The sequence below is a fragment of the Janthinobacterium sp. BCJ23 genome (assembly GCF_059617945.1).
The window spans coordinates 436513-453254 of record NZ_JCAQAW010000004.1; the positions used below are offsets into that span (position 1 = coordinate 436513).

General features: G+C 63.5%; 17 protein-coding genes. 15 read left to right on the top strand and 2 right to left on the bottom strand.

Annotated features, from left to right (window positions below; genetic code table 11):
- Nucleotides 1–28 precede the first annotated feature (28 nt).
- The 3 genes from AC54AG_RS16235 to AC54AG_RS16245 all read left to right on the top strand — a co-directional run bounded on the left by AC54AG_RS16235 (nucleotide 29) and on the right by AC54AG_RS16245 (nucleotide 3411).
- On the top strand, nucleotides 29–1129 hold the full coding sequence (locus tag AC54AG_RS16235; RefSeq protein WP_496630938.1) for a branched-chain amino acid aminotransferase: 1101 nt from the start codon (nucleotides 29–31) through the stop codon (nucleotides 1127–1129).
- 68 nt (nucleotides 1130–1197) lie between these two features.
- Nucleotides 1198–1914 carry a ribonuclease T2 family protein gene (locus AC54AG_RS16240; RefSeq protein WP_496630940.1) on the top strand — a complete coding sequence of 239 codons (717 nt, stop codon included), beginning with the start codon at nucleotides 1198–1200 and terminating at the stop codon, nucleotides 1912–1914.
- A gap of 81 nt (nucleotides 1915–1995) precedes the next feature.
- Nucleotides 1996–3411, top strand: a complete 1416-nt coding sequence (locus tag AC54AG_RS16245) for an MFS transporter (protein ID WP_496630941.1) — start codon at nucleotides 1996–1998, stop codon at nucleotides 3409–3411.
- Here AC54AG_RS16245 and AC54AG_RS16250 read toward each other — a convergent pair whose 3' ends face one another.
- The gene (locus AC54AG_RS16250) at nucleotides 3412–5046 is read right to left on the bottom strand and encodes an acyl-CoA synthetase (RefSeq protein ID WP_072454619.1); all 1635 of its coding nucleotides are present in this window, start codon (nucleotides 5044–5046) and stop codon (nucleotides 3412–3414) included.
- A 144-nt stretch (nucleotides 5047–5190) separates the two neighbouring features.
- Between AC54AG_RS16250 and AC54AG_RS16255 the strand changes: the two genes are divergently transcribed.
- The 12 genes from AC54AG_RS16255 (at nucleotide 5191) to bla (ending at nucleotide 16391) form a co-directional block, all read left to right on the top strand.
- On the top strand, nucleotides 5191–5862 hold the full coding sequence (locus tag AC54AG_RS16255) for a Crp/Fnr family transcriptional regulator (protein ID WP_496630943.1): 672 nt from the start codon (nucleotides 5191–5193) through the stop codon (nucleotides 5860–5862).
- A 62-nt stretch (nucleotides 5863–5924) separates the two neighbouring features.
- Entirely contained in the window at nucleotides 5925–6518 is a 594-nt protein-coding gene (locus AC54AG_RS16260) for a helix-turn-helix domain-containing protein (protein WP_496630944.1), read from the top strand.
- A gap of 35 nt (nucleotides 6519–6553) precedes the next feature.
- A complete protein-coding gene (locus tag AC54AG_RS16265) occupies nucleotides 6554–6940 on the top strand; it encodes a DUF2946 domain-containing protein (RefSeq protein ID WP_496630946.1) in 387 nt (128 codons plus the stop codon).
- A gap of 62 nt (nucleotides 6941–7002) precedes the next feature.
- Nucleotides 7003–7599 (top strand): SCO family protein, encoded by a 597-nt coding sequence (locus tag AC54AG_RS16270; protein WP_496630947.1) that lies wholly within the window; start codon nucleotides 7003–7005, stop codon nucleotides 7597–7599.
- Between the two features lie 19 nt (nucleotides 7600–7618).
- A complete protein-coding gene (locus tag AC54AG_RS16275) occupies nucleotides 7619–8089 on the top strand; it encodes a copper chaperone PCu(A)C (RefSeq protein WP_496630949.1) in 471 nt (156 codons plus the stop codon).
- Between the two features lie 121 nt (nucleotides 8090–8210).
- Nucleotides 8211–8897, top strand: a complete 687-nt coding sequence (locus AC54AG_RS16280; RefSeq protein ID WP_319992772.1) for a TetR/AcrR family transcriptional regulator — start codon at nucleotides 8211–8213, stop codon at nucleotides 8895–8897.
- Complete coding sequence (locus AC54AG_RS16285) at nucleotides 8894–10102, top strand: multidrug effflux MFS transporter (RefSeq protein ID WP_496630951.1); 1209 nt, start codon at nucleotides 8894–8896, stop codon at nucleotides 10100–10102. The genes AC54AG_RS16280 and AC54AG_RS16285 overlap by 4 nt, the downstream gene beginning before the upstream one ends.
- Nucleotides 10103–10223: 121 nt before the next feature.
- Nucleotides 10224–11570 carry a DUF3422 family protein gene (locus tag AC54AG_RS16290; protein ID WP_331777819.1) on the top strand — a complete coding sequence of 449 codons (1347 nt, stop codon included), beginning with the start codon at nucleotides 10224–10226 and terminating at the stop codon, nucleotides 11568–11570.
- 73 nt (nucleotides 11571–11643) lie between these two features.
- Nucleotides 11644–13164, top strand: a complete 1521-nt coding sequence (locus AC54AG_RS16295) for a hypothetical protein (RefSeq protein WP_496630952.1) — start codon at nucleotides 11644–11646, stop codon at nucleotides 13162–13164.
- Between the two features lie 61 nt (nucleotides 13165–13225).
- On the top strand, nucleotides 13226–13618 hold the full coding sequence (locus tag AC54AG_RS16300; RefSeq protein ID WP_034757543.1) for a BlaI/MecI/CopY family transcriptional regulator: 393 nt from the start codon (nucleotides 13226–13228) through the stop codon (nucleotides 13616–13618).
- A complete protein-coding gene (locus tag AC54AG_RS16305) occupies nucleotides 13615–15372 on the top strand; it encodes a M56 family metallopeptidase (RefSeq protein WP_331777821.1) in 1758 nt (585 codons plus the stop codon). The genes AC54AG_RS16300 and AC54AG_RS16305 overlap by 4 nt, the downstream gene beginning before the upstream one ends.
- A 77-nt stretch (nucleotides 15373–15449) precedes the next feature.
- The gene (bla, locus tag AC54AG_RS16310) at nucleotides 15450–16391 is read left to right on the top strand and encodes a subclass B3 metallo-beta-lactamase (RefSeq protein WP_496630954.1); all 942 of its coding nucleotides are present in this window, start codon (nucleotides 15450–15452) and stop codon (nucleotides 16389–16391) included.
- 5 nt (nucleotides 16392–16396) lie between these two features.
- Here bla and AC54AG_RS16315 read toward each other — a convergent pair whose 3' ends face one another.
- Nucleotides 16397–16720: a tetratricopeptide repeat protein gene (locus AC54AG_RS16315; protein WP_070304382.1), complete on the bottom strand. Its 324-nt coding sequence runs from the start codon at nucleotides 16718–16720 to the stop codon at nucleotides 16397–16399.
- Between the last annotated feature and the right edge of the window lie 22 nt (nucleotides 16721–16742).

Genomic DNA, 16742 nt, shown 5'->3' on the forward strand with positions numbered 1-16742 from the left:
ATACTGTTCACTAGTTCCCATTGCTGCCATGACCACTTCCACACCGAATCTCGTCGTCACCCCGTCCGCCCACCCCTTGTCCGACGCCGAGCGCGCCGCACGCATGGTCAATCCCGCCTTTGGCCGCATCTTCACCGACCACATGGTGGTGATTCCTTACCGTGACGGCAAGTGGCAGCAGGGCGAACTGAAGGCTTACGGCCCGCTGATGCTGGACCCGTCCGCCTCGTCCCTGCACTACGGCCAGGCCATCTTCGAAGGCTACAAGGCGTTTGCCCAGCCGGACGGCAGCATCAAGACTTTCCGCCCAGAACAAAACGCCGAGCGCTTCAACCGCAGCGCCGCGCGCCTGGCCATGCCGGCCATTCCTGTCGAGCTGTTCCTGGAAGCGGGCGATGCGCTGATTGCGCAAGACCGCAACTGGGTGCCGAAAAACACGGGCGAGAGCCTGTACATGCGTCCGCTGATGATCGCCACCGACCCGTACCTGGGCGTGCGTCCATCGGAAGAATACTTGTTCGTACTGTTCGCCTCGCCAGCCGGCGCCTACTTCCCGAAAGGCGTGAAACCCGTTACCGTGTGGATCAGCGAAGACTTCGTGCGCGCCGCGCCGGGCGGCACCGGTGAAGCCAAGTGCGCGGGCAACTACGCGGCCAGCCTGATGGCCCAGTCGCAAGCGCAAGAGAAGGGCTGCGACCAGGTCGTGTGGCTGGACGCCGTGCACCGCGAGTTCATCGAAGAAATGGGCGGCATGAATTTGTTCTTCGTCTACAAGGATGGCGAAAAGATCACCGTCGTGACGCCGGAACTGACGGGCACCTTGTTGCCAGGCATTACCCGCCGCAGCCTGCTGGAAATGGCGAAAGACCTCGGCTATGCGACCGAAGAGCGTAAATTGTCCGTCCAGCAATGGCGCGACGACATCGCCTCGGGCCGCATGACCGAAGTGTTCGCCTGCGGCACGGCCGCCGTCATCACGCCCGTGGGCGTGGCCAAGGCCAATGGCTTTGAAATGACCATCAACAACAATGAAAACGGTGACGTTACCCTGGCCCTGCGCGAAGCGTTGCTGGGTCTGCAGCATGGCACGGCTCCCGATGTACATGGCTGGATGCACAAGGTCTGCTGATCAGCTTGTTTGACTGATACCGCGCCGGCACCCAGTTGCCGGCGTTTTTATATCTTGAAGGAATTACGATGAAAATTCGCTCTGTCTTGCCTGCGCTAGCCGCCGTTTTCCTCAGCCTGTCCGCTGGCGCCGTCCATGCGGCCGATGCCAGCTGCGCCATTCCGCGCAACGTCAGTTACTACGATTACGATGTGAAGCCGTCGGACGAGAAAAACACGTGCTACAAGCAAAGCACCAATGTGCCCACCGATTACTTCATGCTGGCGCTGTCGTGGTCGCCAGGCTTTTGCGACAGCCAGCGCCGCCGTGGCGCCGTGTGGAAGAAGGCCGCTTTCCAGTGCGCCGAGAGCAACCAGTTCGGCTGGATCGTGCATGGCCTGTGGGCGCAGTCGAACAATCCCGCCACCTGCGAAGACATTTCCGTGACGCCGCCGCGCAAGACGGATATGCACCCTCGCTATTGCAAGGGCAATTTGCCGAAACTGGCACCGTCCGACATCTTGCCCTATATGTGCATGCAGCCGGGCGAAGCCTTGCTGCAGGGCGAATGGGAAAAGCATGGCGCCTGCGATTTCGATACGGCGAAGGAATATTTCGAGAAGGAACGCGAACTGTTCCAGGCCTTGAAGTTGCCGGACTCCACCATGCCGAAAAACGAGCTGTTCCAGTGGATGAAGCAGCACAACCCACAGCTGAAAGGCCGCTGGCTCGGCTATGAAAAGCACTCGGGCGAGTTGCGCATCTGTTATTCGAAAGATTTCAAGGTCATCGACTGCCAGAAGTGATGGACCTTGCCTGCCCGGCAGAGTCCGCCCATCCATGCTAGTGTATCGCCCGGATCAGCAAGATGAACAGGTAGTGTATTTATGCAGCAGACTAGGCAGCAGCACACGCAAGCCGTCATGGTAGGCGAGGACGGCTTGCCGCCCGGCGCCCGTTTATGGGCCATGCTGGCGCTGGCCATCGGCGTGGGCATGGCTTCGCTCGATACGGCGATCGCCAACACGGCCTTGCCGGCCATCGCCAGCGAGCTGAACACGACGCCGGCCGCCTCTGTCTGGATCGTGAATGTGTACCAGCTGGCCATGGTGGCGACCTTGCTGCCGTTCTCCGCACTCGGTGAAATCGCCGGCTACCGGCGCGTGTTTATCTCCGGCATGTTTCTGTTTACCTTGGCCTCGCTCGCCTGCGCGCTGGCCTGGTCCCTGCCGTCGCTGGTGGTAGCGCGCCTCTTTCAAGGCGTCGGCGCCAGCGCCATGATGAGCGTCAACACGGCGCTGCTGCGGGCCCTGTATCCGAAACATTTGCTGGGCCGCGCGTTTGGCAACAATGCGCTGGTGGTGGCCGTCGCGTTCGCCATCGGGCCCACGGCCGCGTCGCTGATCCTGGCGACGGCCTCGTGGCCGTGGCTGTTCGCCATCAATGTGCCGCTGGGCGTGGCCGGTTTTTTCCTCGCCAGCCGCATGCTGCCGGCGACAAAACTGTCTGGCCACACGCTCGATGGGCGCACGGCGCTGTACAACGTGGGCGCCTTCGGTTTGCTGATTCTGCTCTTTGGCGATGCGGCCCATCACGCGGCCCTGTCAACCTTGCTGCCGGAACTGGTGGCCGTGGTGATCTTTTTTATCTTGCTGCTGCGCCGCCAGGCGGGGCATGCGGCGCCGATGCTGCCGATCGATCTGTTCCGCCGTCCATTATTCCTGCTGTCGTCGCTGACGGCCATCTGCACGTTTGCCGCGCAGGGGCTGGCGTTTGTGTCTCTGCCATTCTATTTTGAAGTGACGCTGGGCCGTTCGCCCGTCGAGACGGGATTTTTGATGACGCCATGGGCCGTGCTGGTGGCCGTGATGGCGCCTGTCGCCGGGCGCCTGAGCGACCGCTATTCGCCGGGTGTGCTGGGCGGCATTGGCCTGGCGGCGCTGGCTGGCGGCTTGCTGACCCTGGTGTGGATACCGGCGCACCCCAGCGTCTTTGACATCGGCTGGCGCATGGCCTTGTGCGGCATCGGCTTCGGCTTTTTCCAGGCGCCCAATCTGAAAGCCATCATGGGCAGCGCACCGCCCGAGCGGGCCGGAGGTGCCAGCGGCGTGGTGGCCACGTCGCGCCTGATCGGCCAAGCCACGGGCGCGGCGCTGGTCGCGTATTGCTTCACGGTTTCGGCCAGCCGGGGCACGACGTATGCGCTGTGCCTGGCGGCAGGATTCGCCGCCGTGGCCAGCATCGCCAGCTTCTCGCGCCTGGTGGTGGCGCAGCCGGCGTGGCTGGCCGGCAAGCACGAGTAATCAGACGTCGATGGCCTTGTCCGACTGCATGCGCTTGCGCAGTTCGAATTTCTGGATCTTGCCCGTCGATGTGCGGGGCAGGGGGCCGAAATAAATGGCTTTCGGCACCTTGAAACCGGCCAGGTTGTTCTTGCAAAACGCAATCAATTCCGCTTCCGTCACCGTGCCGCCTTCGCGCAATTCGACGAAGGCGCACGGCGTCTCGCCCCATTTCTCGTCCGGCTGGGCGATGACGGCGGCGGCCAGTACTTGCGGATGGTGGTACAAAGCGTCCTCCACTTCCACGCTGGAAATGTTTTCTCCGCCGGAAATGATGATGTCCTTGCTGCGGTCCTTCAGCTTGATATAGCCGTCCGGATACATGACGCCGAGGTCGCCCGTGTGGAACCAGCCACCGGCGAACGCTTCCTGCGTCGCCTTTTCATTTTTCAGATAGCCCTTCATGCAGATATTGCCACGGAACATGATCTCACCGATCTGTTCGCCGTCGGCTGCCACGGGCTGCATGGTTTCCGGGTCGAGCACGGCGACGGCGCTTTGCAGGTGGTAGCGCACGCCTTGGCGCGATTTCAACACGGCGCGCTCTTCCTGGCTCAAGGCCGCCCACTCATCCTGTTCCGCGCAGATGGCGGCCGGGCCATACACTTCCGTCAAGCCATATGAGTGGATCAAGTCAAAGCCCATGGCTTCGATCTTCGCCACCATGGCCGCCGGCGGTGGCGCGCCGGCCACCATGCCGCGCACGGTCCAGGCTATGCCGTCGCGCCAGTTGGCGGGCGCGTTGGCCAGGGCTGCATGCACGATGGGCGCCGCGCAATAGTGGGTGATGCGCAATTCGCGCATCAGGTCGAACACGAGCTTCGGTTCGAACTTGCGCAGGCAGACGTTCACGCCGGCACGCGCGGCCACGGTCCACGGGAAGCACCAGCCATTGCAGTGGAACATCGGCAAGGTCCACAGGTAGACGGCGTGCTTGGGCATGTCCCATTCCAGGATATTCGACAGGGCATTGAGGGCCGCGCCCCGGTGGTGGTAGACGACGCCTTTCGGGTCGCCCGTGGTGCCGGACGTGTAGTTGAGGGCGATGGCGTCCCACTCGTCCGCCGGCGGCTGCCAGTCGTAATCGGGGTTGCCGCTGGCCAGCAAGCTTTCATAGTCGAGCTCGGAAAATGCTTCCACTTCGGGCCCCAGCACGTCGTTGACCTGGATCACGCGCAAGCCGGGAATCTGCGCCGCCATCTGGCGCGCCAGCTCAGCAAATTCCGTGTCGGCCAGCAAGACTTTCGCCTGGCCATGGCGCAGCATGAAGGTCAATGAGGCCAGGTCGAGGCGGATATTCAAGGCATTGAGGACGGCGCCGGCCATGGGGACGCCAAAGCTCGCTTCCACCATGGCGGGCGTGTTCGGCAGCATCACGGCCACCGTATCGCCCGTGCCCACGCCCAGCTTGATCAAGCCCGAGGCGAGGCGGCGCGTGCGCGCATACGTTTCTTGCCACGTCTGCCGCACGGCGCCATGTGCAATTGCCAGGCGATTGCCATATACTGCGGCTGCCCTGGCGATATAGTCGAGCGGGGTGAGGGCGGCGTAGTTGGCGCTGTTTTTGCCGAGGCCGGTGTTGAAATCAGCTGTCATGCTTGTCTCCTGGTAAAAGAATCTTGTAGCTCCCTGTTTCGGGATTGATACCGGTTAGCATAGCACCGGTGCTGGAAAATCACTGTCATCTTAGTGACAGGTCTGAAGGATGGAATGGATAGCAACGATAGTGTAGAACGTGCAATGCCGGAACTCGACAGCCACGACTGGTTCGCGGCCCTTGATCCCCGGCATCAGACCCTGTTGCGTACCGGCAGCGTGATCAAACATTACGAAGCGGGCGCCGTCATCACGCGGCGCGGCGAACCGTCCGTGCACTGGATCGGCGTGCACACGGGCTTGATCAAGCTGGCTGTCTACAACGCCGATGGGCGCGGCGCCACGTTTTCCGGCGTGCCGGCCGGCGGCTGGTGCGGCGAGGGCAGCGTGCTCAAGCGCGAACTGCGCCGCTACGACGTGGTGGCCGTGCGCGCGTCGAGCATCGTCCTCGTCCCCGTGGACCTGTTTCATCTGCTGCTGGCCGAGAGCCTCTCCTTTAACGCCTTCGTCATCCGCCAACTGAACGAACGCATGGGCCAGTTCATCGCCACCATCCAGAACCAGCGCCTGCTGGCCGTCGACGCGCAAGTGGCGCAAGCCATCGCGCAGCTGTTCCACCCCATGCTATATCCGCGCACCTCCAGCGTGCTTGAGCTGTCGCAGGAAGAAATCGGCTTGCTGACCGGCATTTCACGCCAGCGCGTGAACCAGGCGCTGGGCCATCTGGCCGAATTGAAACTCATCAGCATTGCCTACCAGTCGATCCGCGTCGTCGACCTCGACGGTTTGCGCCGTTATGGCGTAGCGTCGCTGTGATGACAGACTGTCCGCGCGATGTGTGGCATGCTGGCGGCTCGTTTACCATATTGACCTGACGCATGGCCCTTGTTTCCGATCATCCCTTGCATTTGCTGGGCTTGCGCTTTCCGCTCCGGCTGCGCGTCACCGTGCGCCAGGGTTTTGTGACCTTGCACAATGAAATCACGACCAAGAAACTGGCCAGCGGCGACAGTTTCGTCGTGCCCGCCTTCTTGCGCTTTGCCTGCGACGTGATGCCGGGGCGGGGCAAGCCGGCCGTGTTCACCTTGGCGCTGGAAGATGATGAACCCGATGGCGGCCACGGCGGCGGCAAGCGCTGGAGCCAGGCGCTGGCCCAGCACATCTTTGATACGCCGCAAGGCAAATGGACGGCGGCGCGCCTGGCGGCCCTGTGGCAAGTGACGCCGCACAAGGCCCGCGCGCGCCTGTTTGCCGAGGGCGAGGCCTTATTGAGCCTGGTGCGCGAACAGCGCCTCGCGCACGCGCTGCACACGGCGGCGCAAGCGGGCGCCGATGGCGAAGATGGCGGGCGCGACCTGGCGCAAGTGGCGGCCGGCTCCGGTTTTGCCTCGATCCCCGCGTTCTGCGACGCCTGCGTGGATGTGGCCGGCGTGCGCCCCAGCCTGTTCCTGCGCAGCCAGGCGCCCGGATAGCCAGACTCCGTTATAATCGGGCCATGGGATATTTATTGAAGCGCAAACAGTGGCACATGTGGTTCGCCTGCCTGGCGATACTGCTCAATGCGCTGTCGCCGTCCCTGTCCTATGCGTTTGCTTCGCAGCACGCGAACGTGAACAATGCCGCCGTCGACATCTGCTCGGCCAGCGGCGCCGTCTACACGCAGGCCGATCTGGCGCCTGCCGCCACATCCACCACCGGTTCCGTGCTGCACCACATCGAGCATTGCCCGTTCTGCATCAGCCATGCGGGCAGCGTGGGCCTGCCGCCGCCGTCTTCATCGCCGCTGCCCGTCATCACGGGCCACGACGACTATCCGCCCTTGTTTTACCAGGCGCCGCGAGTCCCGTTCGCGTGGCTGGCCGCCAGCCCGCGCGGTCCCCCTTCGGCCGCCTGAACGCCCAGTCACGCCTTCCACGTCTTAACTGTATCCACTACGCCCATCGGGCCGGAATTATCATGAAACGTCGTCTTTTCCTTCTCGCCGGCACGGCGGGATTGCTTACGCTTGCCGCTTGCGAACCAGCGCCGAAACCCCATTACAACGGTCTTGACTTGACGGGAGGCGATTACAAGCCCGACTTCAAGTTGAGCGGCCCCGACGGCAAGGTGTACACCCTGGCCGACTTCAAGGGCAAATATGTGATGGTCTTCTTTGGCTTCACGCAATGCCCGGACGTGTGCCCGACAGCCCTGTCGCGCGCGCTGGAAGTCCGCCAGAAGCTGGGGCCGGACGCCGATAAACTGCAAGTGATCTTCATCAGCATCGACCCCGAGCGCGATACGCCAGAGTTGCTGGGTGAATACATGCGCGCCTTCGACCCCAGCTTCCTCGGCTTGCGCACGGACCCGAAGAACACGGCGCAGACGGCCTTCAATTACAAGGTCTTCTACCGCCGCGTGCCGAGCGGCAGCTCGTACACGATGGACCACACGGCCATCAGCTATGTGCTCGATACCGAGGGGCGCATGCGCCTGGGCCTGAAGCACCAGTTGACGGGCGACGAGTGCGTGCAGGACATCAAGACCCTGATGAAATCGAAATACACCTTATAACCATTGCGAGGAAATAATCATGACCCATCTGAAAACCCTGCTGTCCACGGCCCTGGCCGTGCTGTCCTTCTCCGCCATCGCACAAACCAGCGTGCAGATCACCGACCCGTGGGTGCGCGCCACCGTGCCGCAGCAAAAAGCCACGGGCGCCTTCATGCAGATCACGGCGCCGAAAGCGATGCGTTTGCTGGAAGTGCGCTCGTCCGTGGCCGGCGTGGCGGAAATCCATGAAATGAGCATGGCGGACAATATGATGCGCATGCGCCAGGTCAAGGAAATCACCTTGCCAGCCGGCAAGGCCGTCGAACTGAAGCCGGGCGGCTACCACGTCATGCTGCTGGACCTGAAAGGACAAGTGAAGGCGGGCGACAAGATTCCGCTGACCCTCGTCGTCGAAGGCGAGGACAAGCGCCGTGAAACCATCGAAGTCAATGCCGTGGCGCGTCCGCTGGGCGCCACCTCGGCCCCGATGCCTGCCATGAAGCACTGATCGCCATCATTTTGGCCAGAAGCCCGGTGCGCCGGGCTTTTTTGCGTCCGCCTGAAAGTTAAACGCTTGTTTGATATAATTCCGCACAATATTAAACAGCTGTTTAAATGATGGGAATGGCATGACGCAAGACAATAAAATCGAGAAAGAAAGCGAGAAACAGAGCGAACCGGCGCGTGCGCGCATCCTGCAGGCGGCCGTCCAGCTGTTTGCCGATGAGGGCTACAAGCTCGCGTCCGTGCGCAGGATCTGCGAGGCGGCCCACGTCAACGTGGCGATGGTCAATTACTATTTTCATGGCAAGGAAGAGCTGTATCTGGCTGCCTTCGACCATGCGCGCGAACTGGCGCGCGCCTCGGCTGCGGACGTGGCCGCCGCCAGCGCGCAGGCGCAGCTGCCGCCCGTGGAACAGTTGCGCCTGGCTATCGAGGCGCTCGTCTCCGACATGCTGCGCTCCGGTTCCGCATCCCTGTTCAGCCGCCTGGTGGCGCGCGAACTGATCGAGCCGACGGCGGCCATCCACAAGCTGGCCGAGCGCAATGTGCGGCCGCAGCATGCGCTGTTCACTCGCCTGATCCGTGGCGTGGTGGGGCCGGCCATGCCCGACGACGTGGTGCAGAAATGCGTGTTCAGCGTGATCGGCCAGGCCGTGTTCTATGCCCGTTCGCGCATCGTGCATGAGCTGGTGGCGCCCGAGATCACCTATGACGAGGCGGGCACCGCCAGCATCGCGCGGCATGTCGCCGCGTTTTCGCTGGCGGCCCTCGACGGCTTGTGCCGCCAATATGCTGCGCAGGCGGACGCATGAAGACGAGAAACCTGACCCTCGTGCTGGCCGGGCTGGCCATGCTGGGCCCGTTCGCCACCGATACCTTCTTGCCATCGTTCCCCGCGATCGGCACGCATTTCGACGTCAGCAGCGTGCTGGTGCAGCAGACCCTGAGCGTCTACCTGGCCGCCTATGCCTTCATGACCTTGTTCTACGGCACCTTGTCCGACTCGTTTGGCCGCCGTCCCGTGATCCTGGGTTCCCTGCTGATCTTTGCCGTGGGCTCCATCGGCGCCGCGTTCGCGCCCAGCTTTGGCTGGCTGCTGTTCTTCCGCGGCATGCAAGGCGCCTCGGCGGGGGCGGGCAGGGTGATCGGCCAAGCCATCGTGCGCGACAGCCTGTCGGGCGCGGCCGCGCAAAAGATGCTGGCCAATATCATGATGGTGTTCGGCATCGCGCCCGCCATCGCCCCCATCATCGGCGGCTGGCTGCATGTGGCCTACGGCTGGCAATCGACGTTCGTGTTCACCTTTTCCGTCACCGTGCTGCTGTTGCTGGCCTGCCTGAAAGGCTTGCCGGAAAGTTTGGCTGTCGAACAGCGCCAGCCTTTTCATCCGGGCAACATCGCGCGCAATTACTGGCTGGCCTTGCGCCACCGGGCTTTCCTCTTGCGTTCGCTGGCCGTCGCCTTCGCCTTTGGCGGCTTCGCCCTGTACATCGCGTCGGCACCGCATTTTATTTTGGAACTGCTGCGCCTGCCGGAAACGGCGTTCGGCTGGATGTTCATCCCCATGGTGGCGGGCCTGGTGGGCGGTTCGGCGCTGTCGGGCAAGCTGGCCCACGCGGTGAAAAGCACCGTGCTGGTGCGCTGGGGCTTGCTGGCCATGGCGGCCACCGGCGCGCTCAATATTGCTTACAACCACTGGTTCGCGGCCAGCATCCCGTTCGCCGTCGTGCCCGTGATGCTGTACGCGTTCGGCATGTCGCTGGCCTTGCCGGGCATGACCATGTCCACGCTCGACATATTCCCGCAGATGCGGGGCCTGGCCGCCTCCTTGCAAAACTTCGTGCAAATGCTGGTGTTTGCGCTGGTGTCCGGTTTTGTCGCACCATTGCTGTTCGACAGCGCATTCAAGCTGGCGCTGGGGCAGGCCTCGGCCGTGGCGCTGGCCGCGTTTTTCTGGTGGCTGGGCACGCGCCAGAACGCGGCGCACGGCGCTACCGGAGTTATCAAAGCGGCATGATCGGGGTTTGAAAAGGTAGGCATGCTTCCTGCTTTGTTACACTGTGACAATCAGACCCCTGCTGCGGCAGCGCAGCACCCGCGTGGGTCTAAGCAGTTTTGCAACTTTACCTTTGGCTATCATGCACTTGATTAACTCCAGTTTGAACCACGCCTTGCGCGTGCCGCTGGCTGCGGAAATCCACTCGCGGCCGTTTTTGCAGCTCGACGCCCCCGAGTTGATCACCCATCTGGCCGTGTATAAAGATGACAGCGCGGCGCTGGGCGCCTCGAATATGGCGGTCCAGCACGCCACCTTGGCGGCCCTGTGCACGCATTTCGGCGTCACGCCGCCCGCTGCCGAAGCCAAATACTTCTATTACGACTTTGGCCGCTTCCGCCTGAAATGGGAATGCCACACGGAATTTGCCACGTTTACCTTCGCCGAGCATCCTGGTGCCGCCTTGCCCCTGGAACAGGCGTTCGAGCGCATGCCGCTGGAGCAATTGCCGCAGCAGTGGCTGGTGGGCTTGAAGGGCAAGCTGATGGTGGCGGCCCACGTGGTGCTCGAGCAGGCGACCGAGCCTGCCGAGATATTCATGCAGGGTTTGTCGCGCGTGTTCGAGGGCAATACCCTGGCCGGCAGCAAGGTGCTGCAGGGCGGAGAGTTGTGGACGGATTTCACGATCCAGTCGGACGGTTTCAGCCGTTTCGTCATCCGCGACGCGGGCATGCGCTCGCAGCAGTCGGGCCGATTGGTACAGCGCGTGCTGGAAATCGAAACCTACCGCATGATGGCCTTGCTGGGCTTGCCCTACGCCATGCAGGCGGCGCCATCGCTGAACGCCATCGAAAACGAACTGGCCACCCTGGCCGCCGCCATGGTCGACACGGACGACGCACCGGGCCTGGCCAAGAGCGACGACGGTGTCTCCGAGCAAGGCTTGCTCGACCGCATCACGCGCCTGGCCGCCCGCATTGAAAAGTTGTCACTCGACAATAGCTACCGTTTTTCCGCCTCGAAAGCCTACATGGGCCTCGTCAAGGCGCGCATCGACGAGTTGCGCGAAGTGCGCATCGAAGGCATCCCGACGGTCGAGGAATTCATGGACCGCCGCCTGACACCGGCCATGAACACGTGCGAAGCGATGGCCAGCCGCCAGGAAGCGATGGCGCAGCGCATTGCCAACACGAATGACTTGCTGCGCACGCGCGTGGGCATCGTGCAGGAATTGCAGAACCGGCAAATCCTGCAATCGATGAACGCGCGCGCCGCGCAGCAGCTGCGCTTGCAGCAAGCGGTGGAAGGCCTGTCGGTTGCCGCCATTTCCTATTACGTGATCGGCCTGTTCAGCTACACGGGCAAGGCGGCCAAGGTGATGGGTTTGCCCGTGAATCCGGAAATCCTCGTCGGCGCCCTGGTGCCATTCGTGGCCGCCGCCGTCTGGCTGGGCCTGCGGCGCATGCACCACAAGCTGCACGCGGACTGAGCAGGACGACGCTGCGCTGTCATTTTTGCTATCTTTCAACATTCGACCGTCAGGTGTTTTGAAAGGAAGTTGCGTGCTACCGAATGTTGGCGATGTTTACAGTGTGTTTTCGTCCGAGCTGCAGCAGTATGTGGCTTGCCAGGTCACCCGCATCAAGGACGTTTCATCGTCCAGGCCGGTCGCTGCCGTACTGGAGCTGGACTGGACCGGCGACGCCTTGCCCGATGCGGCGGCCGTGCAAGCCATGCGGCCGCTGCTGTGCGATTATTTCTTCTGGAATAATCGCCACGACCACTGCTATGCCACGGCAAACGTGCCGCCTGGTCATACCCTCGTGGGCAATATCGCGCCGCTGGTCGATGTGGAAGTCAACAGCTACCGCAGCGGCTGGAACGTGGGCGACAGCGTGCTGCGCCAGCGCAACTGGGAGCGCATCGACCCGTTGCGGCGCCAGCAATTCAAGGCCGCGTCGGACGAGCGTGAAGTAACAGTCGGCGGCCAGGTCTTGCGGCAGGACGCGACGAAAATCGATGACAGCGTCTTGCAGGCGCTGGGCGACATGTCCGAGCTGGAGCAACTGCCTTGCCTGATGTCCATCGAGACCAGCAATGGCACGCAAGCCTTGATGGAGTTTATCCAGGGCAACCCCTTCATCAATGAGCTGCACTGGCAATCATCGACGGTGCATGCGCTCGATTTCACCGGCAGCGGCTTGAACCGGCTGATCCTGCAGCCCGATGGCGTTACCAGCCTGGTCTTGAACGAAGGCTTGAGCTTGCTCGCGCTGCGCGGCGCGCCATCGCCGGCGCTGCGCATCGACGATGACGCCGATGGCCGCCATCTGACACTGCAGTGCACGCAGACGCTGCCGCCGTTCCACGGTCTCGGCCAGTTGGGCGGCCTGTCGCTGGTCAGCATGAAGGAAGTCGACCTGGCGCAAGTGGCGCGGCGCTTTCCCTATCTGACGGCCTTGCGCATCTGGGGCAAGCCGGGGCTGGCGTCGCACATGGCCAGCCTGGCGCAACTGAGCCAGCTGCGGATGTTCACCGCCTATGACTTGTTCGGTTACACGGCGGAGGAGTTTCCATCGGCCACGCAATTGCCGCAGCTGTCGGCCTTGTGGCTGACCAGCTTGCCCGCCGATGTGGCCAAGGCCATCAAGGCCGGCTACAAGAGGGCGGCGGCGCTGGGACTGGACTTGTCGGTGACCAAGGCGCGCAAGCCGGAATGGCTAGCGGACAACCTGCTCAACCCGTTCCGCGACTGGGATGGCCGCGAACATATTTCTCCCGCGTATGCGAAAAAGGCGGCGCTGGCCTACAAGAACATGCTGGCCGTGACGCGCGGCATCGATGCCGCCATGGACGCGACGGCGGCCGCCGCAGCGCTGGAGGCGATGGTCGCCGCCTATGTCGATGCATTCAACAAGATCGAGCGGCGGGCCAGCATCATCGAGACGGTCGAGCGCGAGGAAATCTACTCGGTGCTGGCGGAACTGCTGGTGCAGCTAAGTGGGCAACTGAGCGGGCAGGGCGTTGTGCTGGTCGATGAGGCTGCCTTGCTGGACCTGTTCGACCGCTTGCGCGAATTTTAGTTTTTCATGAGCTAGAAAAAAAGTTCTAGACATCGAGTTCTAGAATCGGTATTCTGGCGGCATGTTAAAAAATACCTCCACTCCCCATCCCACGGCCGCCGAACTGGACCTGCTGCGCATCTTGTGGCAGCGCGGTCCGTCCGACGCCCGCGCCGTGTATGACGCGCTGGCCGCCGAGCGTGCCGACGCCAGTTACGCCACCGTGCTACGCCAGTTGCAGCTGATGCATGGCAAGGGCTTGCTGAGCCGCGATGAAAGCCAGCGTCCGCAACTGTATGCGGCCGTCGAAGCGCAGGAAAAGTTACAGACCAGCTTGCTCAAGGACTTGATCGGCAAGGTGTTTTCCGGTTCCGGCAAGGCGCTCGTGCTGACGGCGCTGCGCGAGCACGTGAGCGACGCGGAACGCCTGGAAATCGAAAAAATCCTGCGCAGCAAGGATGGCGGCGCGCCATGAACCTGGACATGGGCTTGGGCGTTGAGTTGGGCAAGCTTGTCCCTGCGCTGGGCTGGGTCCTGCTGTATTTTGTCTGGCAGGGCGTGATCGTCGGCGCAGTGTCCGCCGTCCTGCTCTGGCTGCTGCGCCACGCCAGCGCGCGCTGGCGCTATGCCGTGTGCGCGCTGGCGCTGCTGCTGTGTCTGTGCATTCCCTCGCTCCACCTTCTGTCTCTGCTGTCGGGCACATCGCCAGCCCAGCTGGCGGTAGACGCGCCGCCGGCCTGGCGCGCCGCGCTGCAAGCGTGGATGCCAGCCCTGGTGCTGGCCTGGAGCGCTGGTGTTGGCCTGATGAGCTTGCGCCTGTGCCTGGGCCTGGCCTGGGTCGGCAAGCTGCGCCGCCAGGCAGTAGCCGCCCCGGCCGTCTGGCAGGCGCGCCTCGATGCGCTGGCCCTGCGCATGGGCTTGCACCGGCGGCCGCCGCTGAAGCTGCACGCGGGCCTGGCCAGTCCTGTGACGGTGGGCTTTTGGCGCCCCGTCATCCTGCTGCCGGCCGCCTTGCTGAGCGGCATGCCCGTCGCCTTGCTCGAAGCGCTGCTGGCGCATGAACTGGCCCACGTGCGGCGCTGGGATTACCTGGTCAACCTGCTGCAAAGCGTGGCCGAGGCGCTGCTGTTCTTTCACCCTGTCGTCTGGTGGTTGTCGGCGCGCATGCGGGCCGAGCGCGAACAGGTGGCCGATGCCCTGGCTGCGCAAGCGCTGCAGGATCCGCAGCGGCTGGCCACGGCGCTGCATGCGCTGTCCTTGCACACGGTCGCGCCAAACCATTCTGGCTTGCTGATGTCGGCCCGGGGCGGGGCGTTGCTCACGCGCATAGAACGCTTGATGGCGCCCGGCCTTGATACCGGCAGCTGGAAGATGGCCGTGCCCGCCTTGCTGCTGGCCTGCGCCACCTTGCTGCTGCAGACGCAGGGCAAGCCCGAAGTCAGCGGGGCGATCCTGGCCGAAGCCGCAGCCGGCATGCTGGACTTGCCCGTCAGCGCGAAACACATGCTGGTGTTCGATGACGCCAGCGGCAAGGTGCTGATGGCGAAAGACGCGGACGCCGTCGTGCCCATCGCCTCGATCACCAAGCTGATGACGGCCATGGTGGTGCTCGACGCGGGGCAGGATCATGATGAGCAGGTGCGCATCGTGCGCGCCGATGGCGATGCGTCCTTGCAGCGCCACAGCCTGCTGGCCGATGGCGTGGCCGTGTCGCGCGGCGCGCTGTTGCAACTGGCGCTGCTGCCGTCCGAAAACCGCGCCGCCGCCGCGCTGGCGCGCACTTATCCTGGCGGCAGCGCGGCTTTTAATGACGCCTTGCAAGCGAAGATCCGCCACCTAGGCTTGCGCCGTACTACCTTGCTGGACCCCGTCGGCAGTTCGCCCGCGAATACGTCCACGGCCAGCGAGGTGGCGAAGATCGTCGCGGCCGCCGCGCGCTATCCGGACATCGCGCGCATCACCAGCCACCCGCAAGCGAGCGTGGCCGTCAATGGCAAGACACGCACCTTGCACAACACCAACCCGCTGGTCGGTGGCAAGGGCTGGGACATTGTGCTGTCCAAGACGGGCAGCAGCCACGAGGCGGGCAGCTGCCTGACGATGCGCATGCGCAGCGGCGGCAAGCACGTCACCATCGTACTGCTGGACGCCGACGGCGCACAGCGGCGCTCGCTCGACGCGGGACACATCCGCGACACCCTGGCCGACAGGACCGGTCGCATGCATTGATACCCCCCCCGGGCGCGCCAGTGCGGGCGCCCTTTTTTTACACTCTGGAGATGAAGATGACACTATTGGCGAAGTTGATGCTGGCTACGGTTGCGACCATGGCGGCTGGTACGGTGCAGGCGAAGACGCCGGTGACTGTGCAGGATAAACCGGTGAATTGCGACAATTGCAAGGAATGGAACGCGCCCGTCAAGCCGTTCAATGTCTTTGGCAATACCTGGTATGTGGGCACGGCCGGCCTGTCGGCCGTGCTGGTGACGAGTCCGCAAGGTCATATCCTGCTCGACGGCGCGCTGCCGCAATCGGCGCCGTTGATCATCGCAAACATCAAGGCGCTGGGCTTTCGCATCGAGGACGTGAAATACATCCTCAATTCCCACGCGCATTGGGACCATGCGGGCGGCATCGCCGCGCTGCAGCGGGCCAGCGGCGCCACCGTGATGGCCAGCGCAGCGGCCGCCCCCGTGCTGCAAAGCGGCACCAATGGCAAGGACGATCCGCAATACCAGGCCGATCCCGTCGTGCATGTGGCCAAGGTAAGCAAGGTCAGCCTGGTGGGCGAGGGCGATACCGTCAAGGTTGGACCGTTGACCCTGACGGCCCACATGACGCCGGGCCACACCCCCGGCGGCACGACATGGACGTGGACGTCGTGCGAAGGTCAGCGCTGCCTGGACGTCGTGTATGCGGATAGCCTGAACCCGTATTCGAGCGGCGATTTCCGCTATACGGGCAAAGGCGCGGGCAAAGGTGGCACGCCCGATATTTCGGCCTCGTTCGAAGCGAGCATCGCCAAGGTGGCCGCCTTGCCATGCGACATCATCATCCCCGTGCATCCGGGCACGACGGACGTGCTGGGCAAGGCCGCCAGGCGCAGCGGCTCGGACAATCCCCTGATCGACGCCAGCGCCTGCCGCGCCTATGCGGCCGAAGCGGGCGGTTTGCTGGCCAAGAAGCTGGCGAAAGAGCGGGGCGAGGCGGCGCCTCTCGACGCCAAGGGCGCCGCGCACGTGCATTAAGTTTTTTACTCTGCCGCCTGGCGCTGTTTGTGCAGGCGTTTCAGGAATACCGTCATTTCCTTGTCGGCTTGCAGGTCGCCTTGCTGCTGGGCCACTGTCACGCCGGTGGTCCAGGCGGCCTGCGCTTCGTCCAGCCGGCCCAGCTGGTGCAAGGCCTTGCCCAGCAGTTTCCAGGCGGCGGAATAGCCGGGCTGCTGCACGGTGGCTTGCGCCAGGTGCAGGGCCGCTTGCTCGGCGTCATGCTCTTTCAGGCAGGCGTCGCCCAGGCCAAAGCGCAGCAGGGCGTTGTCGCGCCCCTGCGCCAGCAGTTTTTCCAGATTTTCACGCATCAAGAGCCCCGTTAATATGCAA

Bases quoted from the DNA above. Each gene is read 5' to 3' on its own strand.
- AC54AG_RS16235 (WP_496630938.1), top strand. From the start codon at position 29: ATGACCACTTCCACACCGAATCTCGTCGTCACCCCGTCCGCCCACCCC.
- AC54AG_RS16240 (WP_496630940.1), top strand. From the start codon at position 1,198: ATGAAAATTCGCTCTGTCTTGCCTGCGCTAGCCGCCGTTTTCCTCAGC.
- AC54AG_RS16245 (WP_496630941.1), top strand. From the start codon at position 1,996: ATGCAGCAGACTAGGCAGCAGCACACGCAAGCCGTCATGGTAGGCGAG.
- AC54AG_RS16250 (WP_072454619.1), bottom strand. From the start codon at position 5,046: ATGACAGCTGATTTCAACACCGGCCTCGGCAAAAACAGCGCCAACTAC.
- AC54AG_RS16255 (WP_496630943.1), top strand. From the start codon at position 5,191: ATGCCGGAACTCGACAGCCACGACTGGTTCGCGGCCCTTGATCCCCGG.
- AC54AG_RS16260 (WP_496630944.1), top strand. From the start codon at position 5,925: ATGGCCCTTGTTTCCGATCATCCCTTGCATTTGCTGGGCTTGCGCTTT.
- AC54AG_RS16270 (WP_496630947.1), top strand. From the start codon at position 7,003: ATGAAACGTCGTCTTTTCCTTCTCGCCGGCACGGCGGGATTGCTTACG.
- AC54AG_RS16275 (WP_496630949.1), top strand. From the start codon at position 7,619: ATGACCCATCTGAAAACCCTGCTGTCCACGGCCCTGGCCGTGCTGTCC.
- AC54AG_RS16280 (WP_319992772.1), top strand. From the start codon at position 8,211: ATGACGCAAGACAATAAAATCGAGAAAGAAAGCGAGAAACAGAGCGAA.
- AC54AG_RS16285 (WP_496630951.1), top strand. From the start codon at position 8,894: ATGAAGACGAGAAACCTGACCCTCGTGCTGGCCGGGCTGGCCATGCTG.
- AC54AG_RS16290 (WP_331777819.1), top strand. From the start codon at position 10,224: ATGCACTTGATTAACTCCAGTTTGAACCACGCCTTGCGCGTGCCGCTG.
- AC54AG_RS16300 (WP_034757543.1), top strand. From the start codon at position 13,226: ATGTTAAAAAATACCTCCACTCCCCATCCCACGGCCGCCGAACTGGAC.
- AC54AG_RS16305 (WP_331777821.1), top strand. From the start codon at position 13,615: ATGAACCTGGACATGGGCTTGGGCGTTGAGTTGGGCAAGCTTGTCCCT.
- bla (WP_496630954.1), top strand. From the start codon at position 15,450: ATGCTGGCTACGGTTGCGACCATGGCGGCTGGTACGGTGCAGGCGAAG.
- AC54AG_RS16315 (WP_070304382.1), bottom strand. From the start codon at position 16,720: ATGCGTGAAAATCTGGAAAAACTGCTGGCGCAGGGGCGCGACAACGCC.